Below are 19,128 nucleotides of genomic sequence, written 5' to 3'. Positions count from 1 at the left end.
AACACAGCTACTTCCGCCTGGATCGCCATGATCGCGACGGAGTTACACTGGAGGGTAGACGCCTATCCCCTTGATTGGTTCCCTCCCGGGAGCATGTAGGCTAGAGGATAGCGCGTCAGGACCGGCGCGGAAACCCCTCGCCCGCAGGCTTGGAGATAAATAAACATCATGAATCCCGTCAAAGAACTGGAAAAGCACGGACAAGCCGTCTGGCTGGACTTCCTGGCCCGTGGCTTCATCGCCAAGGGCGACCTGAAGCGGCTGATCGACACCGACGGTGTCAAGGGCGTCACCTCCAACCCGTCGATCTTCGAGAAGGCGATCGGCAGTTCGGACGAGTATGACGCCCCGATCGGCAAGGCGCTGAAGCGCGGCGACCGGACCGTGGCCGACCTGTTCGAGGCCGTCGCGATCGAGGACATCCAGAACGCCGCGGACGTGCTCCGCCCGGTCTATGACCGCCTGAGGGCCGGCGACGGCTATGTCAGCCTGGAAGTTTCGCCCTATCTGGCGATGGACACCGCCGGCACGGTCGCCGAGGCGCGGCGGCTCTGGAAGGATGTCGACCGCAAGAACCTGATGGTGAAGGTGCCGGCGACGCCGGAGGGCCTGCCGGCGATCGAGACGCTGATCGGCGACGGCATCAGCATCAACATCACGCTGTTGTTCGCCAGGGACGTCTACCTCCAGGTTGCCGAGGCCTATCTCGCCGGTCTGGAAAAATACGTCGCCGGCGGCGGCGACCCGTCGCACGTGGCGAGCGTCGCGAGCTTCTTCGTCAGCCGCATCGACTCGGTCGTCGACAAGCAGCTCGACGAGAAGATCGCCCGCGCCAACGATCCATCCGAGAAGGAGCGGCTCGCCGCGCTGAAGGGCAAGGTCGCGATCGCCAACGCCAAGGTCGCCTACCAGGATTACAAGCGCCTGTTTTCCGGCCCGCGCTGGGACAAGCTCGCCGCCAAGGGCGCCAAGCCGCAGCGGATGCTGTGGGCCTCCACCGGCACCAAGAACAAGGACTACAGCGACGTCCTCTATGTCGAGGAGCTGATCGGCCCCGACACCATCAATACCGTGCCGCCGGCGACGCTCGACGCGTTCCGCGACCACGGCAAGCCGCGCGACAGCCTGGAAGAGAACGTCGACGACGCCCGCCGCGTGCTGGAAGAACTGGAACGCTCCGGCGTCTCGCTCGAGGCGATCACCGAGGAGCTCGTCAAGGACGGCGTCAAGCAGTTCGCCGATGCCGCCGACAAGCTCTATGGCGCCGTCGCCCACAAGCGGGCAACCGTGCTCGGGCCTGCGATCGACCACCAGCTTCTCTCGCTCGGCGACGGCCTCGGCAAGGCGGTGGCCAAGACCACCGAGGAATGGCGCGCCTCGGCAAAGATCCGCAGGTTGTGGCAGCGCGACAAATCGGTCTGGACCGGCACCGACGAGGACAAATGGCTCGGCTGGCTCGACAGCGCGGCGAAGGCCGACGTCGCCGACTACGAGGACTATGCGAGCCGCGTGAAGGGCCAAAAGTTCTCCGATGCCGTCGTGCTCGGCATGGGTGGATCGAGCCTTGGCCCCGAGGTGTTGGCCGAGACTTTTGCGCGGAAGTCCGGCTTCCCGAAATTGCACGTGCTGGATTCCACCGATCCGGCACAGGTCCGGGCAATGGAGGCCAGGATCGACATCGCCAACACCGTGTTCATCGTGTCCAGCAAATCCGGCGGGACCACCGAGCCGAACGCGATGAAGGATTATTTCCACGAACGCGTCGCACAGGCGGTCGGGCCGAAAGTGAAGACCGGCCATCGCTTCATCGCGGTGACCGATCCCGGCTCGTCGCTGGGGAAGGCGGCGAAGAGCCTCAACTACGCCCGCATCTTCCATGGGGAACCCTCGATCGGCGGCCGCTATTCGGTGCTCTCGCCGTTCGGCCTGGTGCCGGCGGCGACCGCGGGCATCGACGTCAATACGCTGATCAAGCACGCGCTCTCCATGGCCCGCTCCTGCGGACCCGACGTGCCGCCAGGTGAGAACCCGGGCGTCCAGCTCGGCCTTGCCATGGGCCTCGCCGGCCTCGAAGGGCGCGACAAGGTGACGATCCTGTCGTCGAAGAAGATCGCCGATTTCGGCGCCTGGGCCGAACAGCTGATCGCGGAATCGACCGGCAAGGAAGGCAAGGGCCTGATCCCGATCGCCGGCGAACCACTCGGCGAGCCCGCGCTCTACGGCAACGACCGCTTCTTCATCGACATTCGCACCGAAGGCGAAGCGGACGCCGCGCATGACTCCAAGCTCGCCGCGGTCGAAGCCGCCGGCCATCCCGTCGTGCGCATCGTGATGAAGTCGATCGACCATCTCGGTCAGGAGTTCTTCCGCTTCGAGATGGCGACGGCGGTCGCTGGCAGCATCCTCGGCATCAACCCGTTCGACCAGCCGGACGTGGAAGCGGCCAAGATCAAGACCCGCGAGCTCACCGCGTCGTTCGAGAAGACCGGTGCATTGCCGGCCGAACAGCCGGTGGTCAGCACCGACGAGGCCGATCTCTACACCGACGAGGCCAACGCCACGGCGCTGCGCGCCGCTGGCGCCAACGGCGACCTCACCTCGTGGCTGAAGGCGCATCTCTCCCGCTCGGGCCGTGGCGACTATGTCGCCCTGCTCGGCTACATCGCGCGCGACAAGGCGACGATCGACGCACTCCAGACGATGCGTCTCGAAGTGCGCGAGAAGCGTCACGTCGCGACCTGCGCCGAGTTCGGGCCGCGCTTCCTGCATTCGACCGGGCAGGCCTACAAGGGCGGGCCCGACAGCGGCGTGTTTCTCCAGATCACGGCCGACGATGCCAAGGACTTGTCGGTGCCGGGCCAGAAGGCGAGCTTCGGCGTGATCAAGGCCGCGCAGGCGCGCGGCGACTTCGACGTGCTCACCGAGCGCGGCCGGCGCGCGCTCCGGGTCCACCTCAAGGGCGGGCTCAAGAAAGGTCTCGCGGCGCTCAACGCGGCGCTTAACGATGCGCTGAACTAAGGGAATCTCTCGATGCAACTCGGCATGATCGGCCTCGGCCGGATGGGCGGCAACATCGTTCGCCGCCTGATGCGCCACGGTCATACGACCGTGGTCTACGACAAGGACGCCAAGGCCGTCGCGGGTCTCGCCGCAGACGGCGCACAGGGCTCGGCGACGCTGGAGGAGTTCGTCGCCAAACTGGAGCGGCCGCGCGCGGCCTGGGTGATGCTGCCGGCCGGCCACATCACCGAGACGACGATCGACACGATCGCGGCCGTGATGCAGGCCGGCGACGTCATCATCGACGGCGGCAACACGTTCTGGCAGGACGACGTCCGCCGCGGCAAGGCGCTGAAGGAGCGCGGCATCCATTATGTCGACGTCGGCACCTCAGGCGGCGTCTGGGGGCTCGACCGCGGCTATTGCATGATGATCGGCGGCGAGAAGCAGGTGGTCGACCGGCTCGATCCGATCTTCGCCGCGCTTGCGCCCGGCGCCGGCGACATTCCGCGCACGGAGGGACGTGAGGGGCGCGATCCCCGCATCGAGCAGGGCTACATCCATGCAGGCCCCGTGGGCGCCGGCCATTTCGTCAAGATGATCCACAACGGCATCGAATACGGCCTGATGCAGGCCTATGCCGAAGGTTTCGACATCCTCAAGAATGCCAACATCGAGGCGTTGCCGGCGGATCATCGCTACGATTTCGACCTTGCCGACATCGCCGAGGTGTGGCGGCGCGGCAGCGTGATCCCATCCTGGCTGCTCGACCTCACCTCGACGGCGCTCGCCGACAGCCCTGCACTTGCGGAATATTCCGGCTTCGTCGAGGATTCCGGCGAAGGGCGCTGGACCGTGAATGCGGCGATCGACGAGGCCGTACCGGCCGAAGTTTTGACCGCGGCCCTCTACACACGTTTCCGTTCCCGCAAGGAACACACCTTCGCCGAAAAAATTCTCTCCGCGATGCGCGCGGGTTTCGGCGGCCACAAGGAGCCGAAGCAGCCGGGCGCTTCGAAACCCAAATAAGAGCCGAAGTAACAAGTAACAGAGCGAAGGCCGATCATTCGTGACAAAAGACCCGCAGGCCAAGCCCAAGCCCGAAAATTGCGCCTTCGTCATCTTTGGCGCGACCGGTGACCTTACCCATCGGCTGGTGATGCCGTCGCTCTACAATCTGGCCGCCGAGCACCTGTTGCCGGAGAAGTTCTGCGTCGTCGGCGTGGCCCGCAACCGCCAGTCGGATGACGAGCTGCGCGACAGCCTGTTGAAGGGCCTGCGCCAGTTCGCAACCCGTCCCGTGGACGACGACATTGCCCGGAAACTGCTGGAATGCGTGACCTTCGTCGAGGCCGATCCGAAGGATCCCCCCTCCTTCGACCGCTTGCGCGCGCATCTGGATTCGCTGGAATGCGCGCAGGACACCGGCGGCAACCGACTGTTCTATCTGGCAACGCCGCCTGCCGCGTTCGCGCCGACTGCGCGCGAGCTCGGCCGCACCGGCATGATGAAGGAGAACGGCGCCTGGCGTCGGCTCGTAATCGAAAAGCCGTTCGGCACCGATCTCGCGTCAGCCAAGGCGCTGAATGCCGATCTCTTGAAGATCATGGACGAGCACCAGATCTACCGGATCGATCATTATCTCGGCAAGGAGACGGTGCAGAACATCCTGGTGCTGCGCTTTGCCAACGGCATGTTCGAGCCGATCTGGAATCGCAACCATATCGACCACATCCAGATCACCGTGGAGGAGAAGCTCGGCGTCGGCCATCGCGGCGGCTTCTACGATGCCACCGGCGCACTGCGCGACATGGTGCCGAACCATCTGTTCCAGCTGATGTCGCTGGTCGCGATGGAGCCGCCGGCGCGGTTCGATGCGCATTCCGTGCGCTCCGAAAAGGCCGACGTGCTGACGTCGATCCAGGAGCCGACCCGGGAAGAGGCGCTGAAGAATTCGGTGCGCGCGCAATATCTCGCCGGCCGCATCGGCGACGACGAGATCACGGACTATCGCAAGACCGAGGACGTCAAGCCCGGCAGCACCACCGAGACCTTCGTCGCGCTGAAGCTGATGATCGACAATTGGCGCTGGGCCGGCGTGCCGTTCTATCTGCGCACCGGCAAGGCGCTCGGCCACAAACGCACGGAAGTGGCGATCAAGTTCAAGCAGGCGCCGCTGTCGATGTTCTCAGGCACGGATGTCGACCGCCTGTCGCAGAACTTCCTCACCATCGGCATCGCGCCGACCGAAACCATCGAGCTGCAGTTCAACGCCAAGATCCCGGGGCCGAGCATCACCATCGACGGCGTCGAGATGAAGTTCAAGTACGGCGACTATTTCCGCGCCGATCCCTCGACCGGCTACGAGACTCTGATCTACGACTGCATGATCGGCGACAACATCCTGTTCCAGCGCGCAGACGGCATCGAGGCCGGATGGCAGGCGGTGCAGCCGTTCCTGGACGCCTGGAAAAGTGAAGGCACCAACGGCATCGAGACCTATCCCGCCGGCAGCGACGGCCCCGCCTGCGCCGATGAGCTGCTCCGGCGCGACGGGCGAAGCTGGCGGAAGTTTACGTGATGGCAGCGGCCGACCAGCCGAAGCTGATCGTCGAGGCCGATGCCGAGGCGCTGGCGCAGGCCGCAGCCGAACGGGTGATGGCGCGGATATCAGCCAATCCCGGGCGGATTGCGATCTGCCTCACCGGCGGCTCCAGCCCGAAGAAGCTCTATCAATTGCTCGGCAGCGAGGCGTATCGCGGCAAGATCCCGTGGGACCGCGTGCACTGGTTCATCGGTGACGAGCGTTTCGTGCCTTCGAGCGATCCCCTCAACAACATGGCAGTCGCGCGCGCGACCTTTCTCGACCGCAATGCGCCGTCCGGGCATATTCACCCGATCCCCACCACGGCTGAAAGCCCCGAAGCGGGTGCCGAGGCCTATGCGCGCGAGCTTCAGTCCTTCTACGGCGCCGAAAACCTCGATCCGGCACGGCCGCTGTTCGACATGGTCCTGATGGGCGCGGGCCCGGACGGCCACACCGCCTCGCTCTTCCCCGGCTACCCCGCGATCGAGGAGACCACACGCTGGGTGGTCGGCGTCCCCAAGGCCAATGTCGCGCCGTTCGTGCCGCGGGTGTCGCTGACCCTGCCCGCCTTGGCCTCCTGCCGCGAAATGCTGTTCGAGATTGCCGGGCACGACAAGCAGCCGATCTTGACGCGCCTGCTCAATGGCGAGACTCTGCCGGCTGTACGCGCGCGCTCGAATGGTGAGACCGTCTGGCTGGTCGACCAGGCCGCGCTTCCGGAGGGAATTCGTGGCGGGCGTTGAAGCACCTTGTGCGTTGATCGTGATGGGCGTGTCGGGTTCAGGCAAGAGTACGGTTGCGGAGGCGCTCGGGCAGCGGCTCGGCTGGCGTTTCGAGGACGGCGACAGCTTTCACCCAGCCAGCAATGTCGAGAAGATGCGAGCCGGCCACCCCCTCACCGACGAGGACCGCTGGCCCTGGCTCAACGCCATCGCCGACGAGATTGCGCGGGTTTGCGATAAAGGCGAGCACGTGATCATCGCCTGCTCGGCGCTGAAGCACACCTATCGCGACGTGCTTCTGCGCGGACGCGACGACGTCCGCTTCGTCTTCCTGAGGGGCACTAGGGAGCTGATCGCCGCCCGCCTCGCGCAACGCAAGGGCCATTTCATGCCGCCCGAACTGCTGACGAGCCAATTCACGACGCTGGAGCCGCCCGAGGCTGGCGAGCACGTCGTCACCGTCTCGATCGATGAATCCGTCGAGGCGATCGTTGACGGCGTGGTCCGGCAATTAAAGCTGAGCGGGGCGAAACGCTGAGGCCGACAAACCCTGAGGTCCTGCCATGACGAAAATCTCACTGGTCGTCTCCGACGTCGACGGCACGCTGCTGACCAAGGACAAGACGCTGACGGAGCGCGCGCAGTCCGCGGTCCAGCGACTGCACAAGGCCGGCATCGGCTTCACCATCACCTCCAGCCGCCCAGCGATCGGCATGCGGTTCCTGGTCGAGCCGCTGGCGCTCTGGCTGCCGATCGGTCCGTTCAACGGCTCCTCGATCGTCGATCCCGAGATGCATCCGGTCGAGCAGCACCTGATCCCGGCGAACGCCGCCGAACGATCGTTGCAGATCCTCCGGGAGTTCGGCGCCGACATCTGGCTCTTCACCACCGACAAATGGCTGATCGACAACCCTGATGGTAAATACGTCGCGCACGAGCAGCACACGATCCGCTCCGATCCCACCATCGTGACGGATTTCTCGCCGTACCTTGCGAACGCCTGCAAGATCGTCGGCGCCAGCGCCGATGCCGCCGGCCTCGAGCGTTGCGAGAAGGCGATGCAGGAGGCGCTGGGCAGCGCGGCCACCGCGGTGCGCTCGCAGACCTATTATCTCGACATCACCCCGCCCGGCTTCGACAAGGGCACCTTCGTGCAGGCCATGGCCAAGCGCCTTGGTATTTCCACCGACGCGGTCGCCACCATCGGCGACATGCAGAACGACCTTGCGATGTTCCGCGTCAGCGGCACCTCGATCGCCATGGGCAATGCCACCGACAGCGTCAAGGACCAGGCCACCCACGTCACCGCAACCAACGAACAGGACGGCTTTGCGGAGGCGATGGAGGTGATCTTGAAGCGGAACGGGGTGGGCTGAGATCTGATGAGATGAGACTCGACTGGCGCCGCGACGGAGGTGCGCTCCCTCCCCCTTACTTCGACCGCTGAACCGCCGGCTTCTCGCTCTCCTGCCTCGCGGCCGAGAGATTGTGCGCGGTGTTGATCAGCGCGATGTGGGTCAAGGCCTGCGGGAAATTGCCGGTCTGGCGTTGGGCGCCTGAATCATATTCTTCGGCCAAGAGGCCGACGTCGTTCGCGATGCCGACCACGCGATCGAGCAACACTTGAGCCTTGTCGAGATCGCCGGCCAGCACATGCGCATCGGCCAGCCACAGGCTGCACGCCAGGAACGCGCCCTCGATCGGCTGCGTCTCCTCGGACACTTCGCGGGGATCGTGGCGCAGCACAAAACCGTCGCGCATCATGTGTTTCTCGACGGCGGCGATGGTGCCCCCAATGCGCGGGTCCGATGGCGGCAGAAAGCCGACGGCCGGCAGCAGTAGCACGCTGGCATCGAGCAGTTTTGAACCATAGAAGTCGACGAAGGCATTCTCCTCCGCGTCAAATCCCTTGTTGCAGACATCGCGATGAATGGCTTCGCGCAGGGCACGCCAATGCAGCAGCGGCGCCTTGAAGCCAAAGGTCTCGGCGCTCTTGATGCCGCGGTCGAAGGCGACCCAGGTCATGACCTTGGAGAACACGTAGTGCCTGGGCTGTCCACGCAGCTCCCAGATGCCGTTATCGGGACGGTCCCAGACCTCGGCGAGATGGTTGAGCACGGCGCATTCCAGCGCCCAGGTCGTCTCGTCGTCGAGCTTCAGCTTCGCCATGCGCGACTGGTGGAAGGCGTCGATCAGTTCGCCGTAGACGTCGAGCTGGAGCTGCGCATGCGCGGCGTTGCCGACGCGCACCGGTTGGGCGCCCTCATAACCGTCGAGCCAGCCCGCTTCCCATTCCAGCAGACGCCGCTGGCCCCAGATGCCGTACATGATCTGCATGTCCGCCGGCGAGCCTGCCGCCGCGCGCAGCAGCCAATTGTGCCAGGCCAACGCTTCCTCGGTGTAACCCGAGTTCATCAGCGCCAGCAGCGTGAAGGTCGCATCGCGCAGCCAGCAGAAGCGGTAATCCCAGTTCCTGGCGCCGCCGAGCTTTTCCGGCAACGAGGTGGTGGGCGCCGCGACGATGCCGCCGGTGGGGGCGAAGGTCAGCGCCTTCAGCGTGATCAGCGAGCGTACGATCAGATCGTGATATTCGCCGTCGCGGGTGCAGCGGCTGCACCATTCGTTCCAGAATTTCTCGGTCTCCTGGAAGGCGATCTCCGGATCGATCGGCGCGGGCGGATCGAGATGCGAGGGGCCGTAGGTCAGCACGAACGGCACGGTCTCACCCGCCTTCACGTCGAAGTCGGAGACCGTGGTGAGATCCTCGCCGCGGGTCTCCACCGGGGTGCGCAGCACCGTCATGTCCTGGCCGGCGATCGCCAGCAGCGAATGGTCGATGCGTCGCACCCAGGGAATGTCGACGCCGAAGCCGAAGCGGATGACAAGCTCCATCCGCATCTTCACCGTGCCCCTGAGGCCGCGGACCAGCCGCACGATGTCGGAGGCCTTGCCGCGCGGCGGCATGAAGTCGATCAGCGCAACGGTGCCGCTCCTGGTCTCGAAGCGCGTTTCGAGGATGAGGGTGTTGCCGAGATAGCGGCGCGAGATGGAGGTCGTGTCCTCGCTTGGCGCGATCAGCCAGCGGCCGTTCTTGTGCGTACCGAGGATCGCGGCAAAGCAGGCATCTGAATCGAAGGCCGGCCAGCACAGCCAGTCGATCGAGCCGTCGCGCCCGACCAGCGCTGCGGTCTCGCAATCGCCGATCAGCGCATAGTCCTCGATCCTCTGAGCCAATGTGTCACGAGCCCCGGAAAATCCGCCGTTTCAACTCCCGCCGGTCAACGAGCGTTCCCGCGTCGCCGCCTTCAAGGCCGTAACATCGACCTTGGCGGCGATCTTGTCGAGCGCCACCGGCAGGCGCTGGCGCCAGTTCGGATGCTCATCGATCGTACCGGGAATGTTGGGCTGGTCAATTACGCCGAGCAGATCCTCCAGCGACACCGCCAGCAGACGCGACGGCGTCCGCGACAGGAAGGCGAGCACCGAATAGAGATCGTTGGCGTTGATGCCGTTCTGGCGCAGGATCTCGTCGAGCCTGCCGAGCGCATCCCAGCGCGCCTGGTCGTTCTCGCCAGGGTCGAGCCCGAGCGAGCGCTTCATCTTGAGATCGCTGAAGGAGCGCCAGCCGGCATAGGTGCACAGATCATGCGTGTTCAGCGTGACCAGCGCGTTGGGCCGGTAATGGTCGGCATTGCGGAAGCGGCCGGCATCGTCGCGCTCGAACATCATGACCAGGTAGGACCAGATGCCGAAATCCTGCATGGTCTCGCGGAAACCTTCCGGCACGGTGCCGAGGTCCTCGCCGATCACGATGCATTTGTGCGCCGCGCTCTCGCGCACCACGGCGCCGAGCAGCGCCTCGAACGGCATCTGCACGTAGGCGCCGTTGTCCGGCTTGAAGCCGCGCGGCACCAGATACAGCCGTTTCAAGCCCAGCACGTGATCGAGCCGGATCGCGCCGGCATGGCGCATCGAGGCGGCCAGCATGTCGGCGAACGGCACGAAGGATTGCGCCTCCAGACCACCGGCATTGAAGCCGGCAAGGCCCCAATCCTGTCCGACGGTGTTGAGCACGTCGGGCGGCGCGCCGACGGCGAGATGGCGCGAAATCGCCATCTGCTCGTTCCAGGCGTCGAAGCCGTTGGACTGCACGCCGACGGCGACGTCGAGATAGAGCCCGACGCGCATGCCGAGCTGGCCGGCCAATTCCTTGGCGGACTGCAATTGGCTATCGGCCGTCCATTGCACGAATTCGACGAACTCGACCTCGCGCTTGTCGGGACCGTTGCGGAGCTCGGCGCATTTGGCTTCATCCGGCTGCTGCCACTCTTGCGGCCACTCCCACCAAGGCCCGGAGAAGCGATGCCGCAGCACCTCGAAGCAGGCAAAGCGGGACAACAGCGGCGCGCGGTCCGCGCGGAAGGCGTCGAATTCATTGCGGCGCGCCTCGCTCGCGCTCGTCACGAAACTGTTGTAGGCGGCGCGCAGGCCGAGCCATTTCAGCGCCGCCATGTCCGCATAGGGCACACGGTCGCCTTCGCGCAGCCGCGCGGCGGTCGCCGCCGCGTCGGGGACGAGGTCGGCGGCAAACTCCGGGATCGCCTCGACGTCGATATAGAGCGGGTTGAGAAACAGCCGGCTGTTCGGCGAATAGGGGCTGCAATCGGCGGGGTGGTTGTCGAACAGAACATGCAGCGGATTGAGCCCGACGCCATCGGCGCCGAGCTGCCTGGCGAGCCGGACGAGATCGGCGAGGTCGGTGAAATCGCCAATGCCCCAATTGCGGTCCGAGCGGACGCTGTAGAGCTGAACGGCAAGCAGCCAGCCACGGGCGAAATCGCCGCCGAAGGCGCGTTCGGGCGCCACGATCATCGGCACCTCTTCCGCAACACCCTTGGCATCGGTCAGCGTCAACCGATGATAACCGAGCGGCAGGCCGGCGGGCCAGGCGATCACGGGCTCGTGGGTCTCGCCTTGCGCGATCACATTGCCGTTTGCGCGCAATGTCCATTGCAGCGGCGGCGCGCCGATTGTCGTCAATTCGGTGCGCGGATGTCCCAGGGCGCGCACCACCACGGGCCCGCCGACGAAGCGGTAAACCCGCTTCTCCGGCAGGGCCTCGAGGATGGATTTGAGGGCCACGGGATCGGTGACCCGCAGCTTTCCGAGGGCATCGACGAATTCGGACTGAACGCCCTTGATCCGGGCTTGAGCTAAAAGATCCATTCGGCACGCAGCTTGCAGGCCGTCATCCGGCCGGGGGCAGGGAATTTAACGAGGTCGTGGAAGAGGTTAGTCAGGGCTAACTCGCAGACCGTGCCTGCCGTTCCCAAGGGAACCAATGACACACAAGCGGCTTTCTATATTGGTATCAAGCGTAGGTTCCCGACAAGGGAAACGGGCTCCTGCTTTCTTGTCAATGGCATCACCGTGAACAAGACAATTCAAACTGTCGAGAGTGCCGCAGCCGGCAGCGCTTTCCTCATCGAAGATATCTATCCCTCGATCGACAGCGGCCGTTTCGCGGTGAAGCGGATTGCGGGCGAACGGGTCGACGTCTGGGCGGACATTTATCGCGGCGGCCACGCGGTGATCGGTGCCGCGCTGATCTGGCGAGGAGAACAGGACCGGGAATGGCGGAGCGAGCCGATGATCCATCACGGCAATGACCGCTGGTCCGGCGCCTTCACCCCCGGCGAGCCCGGCCAATATGTCTATGCGATCGAAGCGTGGACCGACGAGTTCGCCACCTGGTCGCACGGGGTTGAGCGCAAGCGGCGCGCCGGTGCGGACGTCAGCCTCGACGCGATCGAGGGCGCCGGCCTCCTGACCAAGGCACATGGCGCCCGGCAGGACGCTGCGGCGGTCATCGTGAAGCAATGCGAGGATTATCTTCAGACCGGCGACGTCGGCTCGCTGCTGGCAGCCGATCTCGGCGCGGCCATGGCTGAGAGCCAGTCGCGGCCCGACCTGACCCGCTCGCAGAACTTCCCGCTGATCGTCGACCGCGACAGAGCGCGCTTCGGCGGCTGGTATCAGATGATGCCGCGCAGCCAGGGCCAGAGCCCCGGCCAGCATGGCACGCTCCGTGACTGCATCGCGCGCGTGCCCGACATCGCCGCGATGGGATTTGACGTGCTCTACTTCACGCCCATCCACCCCATTGGCCGCACCCGCCGCAAGGGCCGCAACAATGCGCCGGTGGCGACCGAAGGCGATCCCGGCTCGCCCTATGCGATCGGCACGACCGAGGGCGGGCACGATGCACTGCATCCTGAGCTCGGCACGATCGAGGATTTCCGCGCGCTGGTCGCGACCTGTCTCGAATACGGCCTCGAGCTCGCGCTCGACTTCGCCGTGCAATGCTCGCCGGACCATCCCTGGCTGAGGCAGCATCCGGAATGGTTCAAATGGCGGCCGGACCGCTCGGTGCGGACGGCGGATGATCCCTATTCGGACATCGTCATCCCCGATTTCGCCTCCGTCGACAGGGCCGGGCTGTGGAACGCGTTTCGCGATGCCATGCTGTTCTGGATCGACCACGGCGTCACCATCTTCGCCATCGACAATCACGACACCGCGCCGCTTCCGTTCTGGGAGTGGCTGATCAGCGACATCCGCCGCCGCCATCCCGAGGTGATCCTGTTCTCCAAGACCTTTGCACGGCCGAAGCTGATGCAGGGCCTCGCCAAGCTCGGCTTTGCACAGTCCTTCAGCTATTTCCCCTGGCGCACCGCGAAATGGGAGCTGGAGCAATATCTGGGCGAGCTGACCCGCTATCCCGAGCGGGATTTCTACCGGGCGAACCTGTTCGTGAGCACGCCCGACCTGCTGCCCTATCATCTCCAGGGTGGCGAGCCCTGGGCGTTCAAGTCGCGAGCCGCGCTGGCCGCGACGCTGTCCGGCAGTTACGGCATCTACAGCGGGTTCGAGCTGCTGGAGCATGACGCGATTCCCGGCCGCGAAGAATATCTCGATTCCGAGAAATACCAGATCAAGCAGCGCGACTGGGACCGGCCCGGCAACATCAAGCCCTACATCGCCGCGCTCAATCGCATCCGCAACGATAACGCCGCACTTCAACAAATGGAGAATTTGCGCTTCCTCGGCGTCGAGGACGGCGAGACGATCGCCTTTGCCAAGGAGGCGGCCGATCCAGCCAACACTGTCGTCGCGGTCATCGCCCTCTCGCGCCATGTCCGCGAAGTCTGGTTGCCGCTCGGCGACCTCACCATCGACGCCGGCGGCGCACGCCGCCACGTCACCGCACTCGAAAATCTCATCACAGGCGAACTGTCCCGCATCGAATGGGGCGGGATCAGATTATATATCGATCCCGACCGCGACCCGGCGCTGCTGTTCCGCTGCCTGGCGTAAGGATCACGCCATGAATGTTTTGTCTTCCGTCGACACCCAAAAAGCCGAGGCAGCCGAGATCGTGGATGAACTCTGGTACAAGGACGCCATCATCTACCAGCTCCACGTCAAGGCGTTTGCCGACAGCAACCATGACGGCATCGGCGATTTCGCCGGACTGACCGAGAAGCTGCCCTATCTCCAGGAGCTCGGCGTCACCGCGCTGTGGCTGCTGCCGTTCTATCCATCGCCAGGACGCGACGACGGCTACGACATCGCCGACTACGGCTCGGTCAATCCTGATTTCGGGACGATGAAGGACTTCAAGCGCTTCATCCAGGAAGCGCAGAAGCGCGGCCTGCGCGTCATCACCGAGCTCGTCGTCAATCACACCTCCGACCAGCACAAATGGTTCAAGCGCGCGCGCCGCAGCCATCCGGGTTCGAGCGCCCGCAACTGGTATGTCTGGAGCGACACCGACCAGAAATACCAGGGCACGCGGATCATCTTCACCGACACCGAGAAGTCGAACTGGACCTGGGACCACGAAGCCGGGGCGTTCTACTGGCACCGCTTCTTCTCGCACCAGCCGGACCTCAATTTCGACAATCCGCGCGTGGTCAGCGCCCTGATCCAGGTGATGAAGCGCTGGCTGGATGCCGGCGTCGACGGATTCCGCCTCGACGCCATCCCCTATCTCTGCGAACGCGACGGCACCAACAACGAGAACCTCCCCGAGACGCATGCGATCATCAAGCGCCTGCGCCAGGAACTGGACTCCTACTCCAAGGGCAAGCTGCTGCTGGCCGAGGCCAATCAATGGCCGGAGGACGTGCAGGAATATTTCGGCCGCGGCGACGAGTGCCACATGGCCTACCACTTCCCGCTGATGCCGCGCATCTACATGGCGATCGCGCAGGAAGACCGCTTTCCGATCACCGACATCTTGCGCCAGACGCCGGACATTCCCGCAAGCTGCCAATGGGCGCTGTTCCTGCGCAACCATGACGAGCTGACGCTGGAGATGGTCACCGACGTCGAGCGCGACTATCTCTGGACCACCTACGCCAACGATCCCCGCGCCCGCATCAATGTCGGCATCCGCCGGCGGCTGGCGCCGCTGATGGACAATGACCGCCGCAAGATCGAGCTCATGAACTCGCTGCTGCTGTCCTTTCCCGGCACGCCGATCATCTATTACGGCGACGAGATCGGCATGGGCGACAACATCTATCTCGGCGACCGCAACGGCGTGCGCACGCCGATGCAGTGGAGCCCGGACCGCAATGGCGGCTTTTCCCGCTGCGATCCCGCCCGTCTCTACGCGCCGCTGATCATGGACCCCGTCTACGGCTACGAGTCGGTGAACGTGGAGGCGCAGTCGCGCAGCCTGTCCTCGCTGCTCAGCGCCACCAAGCGCCTGATCTCGGTACGCAAATCGACCCTCGCCTTCGGCCGCGGCACCATGACCTTCATCCGCCCGGCCAACCGCGCCGTGCTGGCCTATGTCCGGCAGTACAACGACGAGGTGATCCTGTGCGTCGCCAACCTCTCGCGCGCAGCCCAGGCGACCGAGCTCGATCTGTCGCCGTGGAAGGACCGCATTCCGCAGGAGATGCTCGGACGCACGCGTTTTCCGCCGATCGGCGAGGTGCCCTACATGATCACGCTGGGGCCTTACGGCTTCTACTGGTTCCAGCTCACCGAGCGCAACAAGTCCGAGCCGGTGACGCCGCGCGCGGTGCCTGAGTTCGAGACGCTGGTGGTGCCGGTCAATTCGACCTGGGTGTCGCTGGCGCGCGAGCGCGGCGTGTTCGAGCACGAGGTGCTGCCAGGCTTCCTGTCGCGCACGCGCTGGTATCCCGAGCAAGATCCCAAGCAGATCAAGCCGACGCTGACCTCGGCGGTGCCGTTCTGCGACATCGGCGACAACAGGCCCTGGATCGCGATCTTCGAAACCCCGCAACAGGATGCCACGGCGCGCTACGTGCTGGCGATGCAGATCGAATGGGTGCGCTTCGACCGCGAACGCTTCAACCCGAAGGCGCTCGCCGCCGTGCGTCAGGGCGCGCGCGAGGGTACGTTGCTCGACGTCGCGACCGAGCAGATCTTCATCGGCCTGTTCCTGCGCAATCTGTCGCAGAACCTGGTGGTGGAAGAGAACAATCTGCGCCTGGAGTTCAAGGCGACCAGCCGGTTCGCCGATTACATCATCAAGGAGCCCGAACGCATCCGCGCCATCGAGCAGTCGAACAGCACGGCGCTGGTCGACAACCAGTACGTCGCCAAGATTTATCGCCAGCTCGAAGGCGGCATCAATCCCGAGATCGAGATCGGCTCCTACCTCACTGACGTCGCGCACTTTGCCAATACGCCGGCGTTGCTCGGCAGTGTCGAGCTGGTCGAAGGCGATCGAAGCAGCGCGGTCGGCGTGCTGCACGCCTATGTCGAGAACCAGGGCGACGGCTGGACCGTCACCACGGGTTATCTCGACCGCTATATCGACGAGCAGCGGTTGGCGCCGATGAGCGAAGCGCCCCGAGAGACCCAGGAGCAGGCGCCTTATCTGCACTTCATGGCGCAGATCGGCCGGCGGCTCGCCGAGCTGCATGTCGCTCTCGCCGCCGCAAGGCCCGATGATCTCGCGCCGGAGCCGATCGGCCCCGCGCATGTCGAGCGCTGGGCATCCGAGCTCAAGGCACGGGCCGAGCGGATCTTCGAACGGCTGGCCGACAGCCGCGACGGCCTGCGCGAGGCCGACCGGCCTCTGATCGACCAGCTCGTCGCGGTGCGCACGACCCTGCCCGACCACCTCTATGCACTCTTGCCATCCGACATCGGCGGGTTGAACATCCGTCATCATGGCGACTTCCGCCTCGGGCAAATCCTGATCGTGAAGGACGATATCTTCATCATCGACTTCGACGGCAATCCGCATCTCGCGCTGGCCGACAAGCGGCGCAAGGCACCGGCCGCACGCGACGTCGCCGGCCTGATCCGCTCGATTGAGCTTTCGGTTAACACAGCGCTCGGCCGCGCGCTGACGGGCGCATCCGACGAGCAGGACCGGCTCACGACCGCACTCGGCGAATGGCGCGAACGCGCCGCCGCGACATTCCTTAACGCTTACCGCGAAGCCATGACCGATCGCCGGCTGTGGCCGGAAGATCGGCAATCCGCGGAAGGCCTGTTAAGGTTTTTCCTGCTTGATCAAGCCTTCGACGAAGTAGAGTACGAGCTGTCCCACCGGCCTGAGGGGCTCCGCGCGCCGCTGACCGGACTGCTTCGCATTCTGTCCAATGAGAGCGAAGCCCATGCCTAAACTGCCAGCCGAGGCCTACGCGATCATCGAGGGCCGCCACTCCGACCCCTTCCATTATCTCGGGTTGCATCCCGAGGGCGGCAAGAGCGTGGTGCGCGCGTTCCTCCCCGAGGCCACCAATGTCGAGGCGGTGGGCGAACATGGCGAGGTGGCGAAGCTCGATCGCGTCCACGCTTCGGGCCTGTTCATCGGCGCCTTGCCGAACGGCTCGAAGCGCTATCAGCTCCGCGCCAGGTTCGGCGACAACATCGTCGAGTTCGAGGACGCCTATCGCTTCCCGCCGATCCTGACCGATTTCGATCTCTATCTGCTCGGCGAAGGCACCCATCAGCGCCTCTACGACAAGCTCGGCGCGCATCCGATGCGGCTCGAAGGCATCGACGGCATCGGCTTCGTCGTGCTGGCGCCGAATGCGCGGCGCGTATCCGTGGTCGGCGATTTCAATTTCTGGGACGCGCGGCGCCATCCGATGCGGGTCCGCGGTGCCGGTTATTGGGAGCTGTTCATCCCGCACGCCAAGGCCGGCGACCACTACAAGTTCGATATCATCGGGCCGCACGGCCATCAGGTGCCGCTGAAGTCCGATCCCATGGCCTTTGCGAGCGAGGTGCGGCCGAAGACGGCTTCCATCGTGTTCGACGAGGCACATCTCGCACGCCCGCGCCCGGCGCCGGATGGCATCAACGCGCTCTCGGCGCCGATGTCGATCTACGAGGTCCATCTCGGCTCCTGGCGGCGCAAGAACGGCGGCGAATGGCTCACCTATCGCGAGCTGGCCGAGCAGCTGCCGGCCTATGCCCGCGACATGGGCTTTACCCATCTCGAATTCCTGCCCGTCAGCGAGCATCCATTCGACGGCTCCTGGGGCTATCAGCCGACCGGCCTCTATGCGCCGACCAGCCGCTTCGGCGGGCCTGAGGATTTTGCCGCGCTGGTCGACGCCTGCCATCGCGAGGGCGTCGGCGTGCTGCTCGACTGGGTGCCCGGCCATTTCCCCGACGATCCGCACGGGCTCGGCAGCTTTGACGGCACCTCGCTCTACGAGCATGCCAATCCGCTCCAGGGCCGCCACCTCGACTGGGGCACGCTGATCTACAATTACGGCCGCACCGAAGTGACGAACTTCCTGGTGTCGAATGCGCTGTTCTGGCTCGAGCGTTACGCGATCGACGGCCTGCGCGTCGATGCGGTCGCCTCCATGCTCTATCTCGACTACAGCCGCCCGCCGGGCGCCTGGATTCCGAACCAGTATGGCGGCCGCGAGAACATCGAAGCGATCGCGTTCCTGCGCCGCTTCAACACCGAATTGTACGCGCGCTTCCCGCAGGTGACCACGGCGGCCGAGGAATCCACCGCGTGGCCGCAGGTCTCGCGCCCGGTCGAATTCGGCGGGCTCGGCTTCGGCTACAAGTGGAACATGGGCTGGATGCACGACACGCTGAACTACATCAGCAAGGATCCGATCCACCGCAAGCATCATCACGGCGATATCCTGTTCGGCCTGCACTACGCCTTCTCGGAGAACTTCATCCTGCCGCTGTCGCATGACGAGGTCGTGCACGGCAAACGTTCGATCCTTGGCCGCATGCCCGGCGACGAATGGCAGCGCTTTGCGAATTTGCGCGCCTATTACAGCTTCATGTTCGGCCACCCCGGCAAGAAGCTACTGTTCATGGGCGCGGAGATCGCGCAAAGCCGCGAATGGAATCACGACCAGTCGCTCGACTGGCACCTGCTCGAATACAAGTACCATTCCGGCATCCAGGCGCTGATCCGCGACCTCAACCGGCTCTATCGCGCGGTGCCGGCGCTGCACCAGATGGATTGCGAACAGGGCGGATTCGAATGGCTGATCACGGATGACGCCAACCGCAACGTGTTCGCCTGGCTGCGCAAGGGATTCGACGAGCACGCACGGTGTCTCGTGATCATCAACTTCTCGCCCAACGTCTATCGCAACTATCGCGTCCCCGTGCCCTTCGCCGGCAAGTGGAAAGAGGTGTTCAATTCGGACTCCGCCCATTACGGCGGCACCAATGTCGGAAACATCGGCGAGGTTCATGCCGCTGGCGGCAAGGTGCCCGAGCTTCGCCTCACCATTCCGCCGCTCGCCGCGATCTTTCTCGTTCCGGAAAGCTGAC

The 19,128-nt window shown here is 64.9% G+C and carries 11 protein-coding genes; 9 read left to right on the top strand and 2 right to left on the bottom strand.

What is annotated here, in order from left to right; all coding sequences use genetic code 11:
• Positions 1-168: 168 nt before the first annotated feature.
• From ACVJ5M_RS11445 to ACVJ5M_RS11420, 6 genes are read left to right on the top strand one after another with little or no spacing between them, the layout of a single operon-like run.
• On the top strand, positions 169-3,018 hold the full coding sequence (locus ACVJ5M_RS11445; RefSeq protein WP_354099542.1) for a bifunctional transaldolase/phosoglucose isomerase: 2,850 nt from the start codon (positions 169-171) through the stop codon (positions 3,016-3,018).
• A 12-nt stretch (positions 3,019-3,030) separates the two neighbouring features.
• Entirely contained in the window at positions 3,031-4,029 is a 999-nt protein-coding gene (gene gnd / locus ACVJ5M_RS11440; protein ID WP_028160653.1) for a phosphogluconate dehydrogenase (NAD(+)-dependent, decarboxylating), read from the top strand.
• Between the two features lie 40 nt (positions 4,030-4,069).
• Entirely contained in the window at positions 4,070-5,581 is a 1,512-nt protein-coding gene (zwf, locus tag ACVJ5M_RS11435) for a glucose-6-phosphate dehydrogenase (protein WP_063981408.1), read from the top strand.
• On the top strand, positions 5,581-6,330 hold the full coding sequence (pgl, locus tag ACVJ5M_RS11430) for a 6-phosphogluconolactonase (protein ID WP_063981407.1): 750 nt from the start codon (positions 5,581-5,583) through the stop codon (positions 6,328-6,330). The genes zwf and pgl overlap by 1 nt, the downstream gene beginning before the upstream one ends.
• Positions 6,317-6,847, top strand: coding sequence for a gluconokinase (locus tag ACVJ5M_RS11425; protein WP_014492792.1), 531 nt, complete (start codon positions 6,317-6,319; stop codon positions 6,845-6,847). The genes pgl and ACVJ5M_RS11425 overlap by 14 nt, the downstream gene beginning before the upstream one ends.
• 25 nt (positions 6,848-6,872) lie before the next feature.
• Positions 6,873-7,685 (top strand): Cof-type HAD-IIB family hydrolase, encoded by an 813-nt coding sequence (locus ACVJ5M_RS11420; protein WP_063981406.1) that lies wholly within the window; start codon positions 6,873-6,875, stop codon positions 7,683-7,685.
• 55 nt (positions 7,686-7,740) lie between these two features.
• On the opposite strand, the gene ACVJ5M_RS11415 is transcribed toward ACVJ5M_RS11420, so the two are convergent.
• On the bottom strand, positions 7,741-9,543 hold the full coding sequence (locus ACVJ5M_RS11415; protein WP_456679287.1) for a glycoside hydrolase family 15 protein: 1,803 nt from the start codon (positions 9,541-9,543) through the stop codon (positions 7,741-7,743).
• Between the two features lie 30 nt (positions 9,544-9,573).
• Complete coding sequence (gene malQ, locus ACVJ5M_RS11410) at positions 9,574-11,535, bottom strand: 4-alpha-glucanotransferase (protein WP_063981404.1); 1,962 nt, start codon at positions 11,533-11,535, stop codon at positions 9,574-9,576.
• A gap of 204 nt (positions 11,536-11,739) precedes the next feature.
• Between malQ and ACVJ5M_RS11405 the strand changes: the two genes are divergently transcribed.
• The 3 genes from ACVJ5M_RS11405 to glgB are packed head-to-tail and all read left to right on the top strand — an operon-like array spanning position 11,740 to position 19,127.
• A complete protein-coding gene (locus ACVJ5M_RS11405; protein ID WP_063981403.1) occupies positions 11,740-13,686 on the top strand; it encodes a maltotransferase domain-containing protein in 1,947 nt (648 codons plus the stop codon).
• A 10-nt stretch (positions 13,687-13,696) separates the two neighbouring features.
• Positions 13,697-16,987, top strand: a complete 3,291-nt coding sequence (gene treS / locus ACVJ5M_RS11400) for a maltose alpha-D-glucosyltransferase (RefSeq protein ID WP_063981402.1) — start codon at positions 13,697-13,699, stop codon at positions 16,985-16,987.
• Positions 16,980-19,127, top strand: coding sequence for a 1,4-alpha-glucan branching protein GlgB (glgB, locus tag ACVJ5M_RS11395; protein ID WP_063981401.1), 2,148 nt, complete (start codon positions 16,980-16,982; stop codon positions 19,125-19,127). The genes treS and glgB overlap by 8 nt, the downstream gene beginning before the upstream one ends.
• The last annotated feature ends 1 nt before the right edge of the window (position 19,128 follow it).

It is taken from the genome of Bradyrhizobium sp. S3.7.6, from assembly GCF_054061875.1.
The sequence above is the reverse complement of the archived record's forward strand: the minus strand, read 5'-3'. Positions and strand labels throughout refer to the sequence as shown.

Bases quoted from the DNA above. Each gene is read 5' to 3' on its own strand.
- ACVJ5M_RS11445 (WP_354099542.1), top strand. From the start codon at position 169: ATGAATCCCGTCAAAGAACTGGAAAAGCACGGACAAGCCGTCTGGCTG.
- gnd (WP_028160653.1), top strand. From the start codon at position 3,031: ATGCAACTCGGCATGATCGGCCTCGGCCGGATGGGCGGCAACATCGTT.
- pgl (WP_063981407.1), top strand. From the start codon at position 5,581: ATGGCAGCGGCCGACCAGCCGAAGCTGATCGTCGAGGCCGATGCCGAG.
- ACVJ5M_RS11420 (WP_063981406.1), top strand. From the start codon at position 6,873: ATGACGAAAATCTCACTGGTCGTCTCCGACGTCGACGGCACGCTGCTG.
- malQ (WP_063981404.1), bottom strand. From the start codon at position 11,535: ATGGATCTTTTAGCTCAAGCCCGGATCAAGGGCGTTCAGTCCGAATTC.
- treS (WP_063981402.1), top strand. From the start codon at position 13,697: ATGAATGTTTTGTCTTCCGTCGACACCCAAAAAGCCGAGGCAGCCGAG.
- glgB (WP_063981401.1), top strand. From the start codon at position 16,980: ATGCCTAAACTGCCAGCCGAGGCCTACGCGATCATCGAGGGCCGCCAC.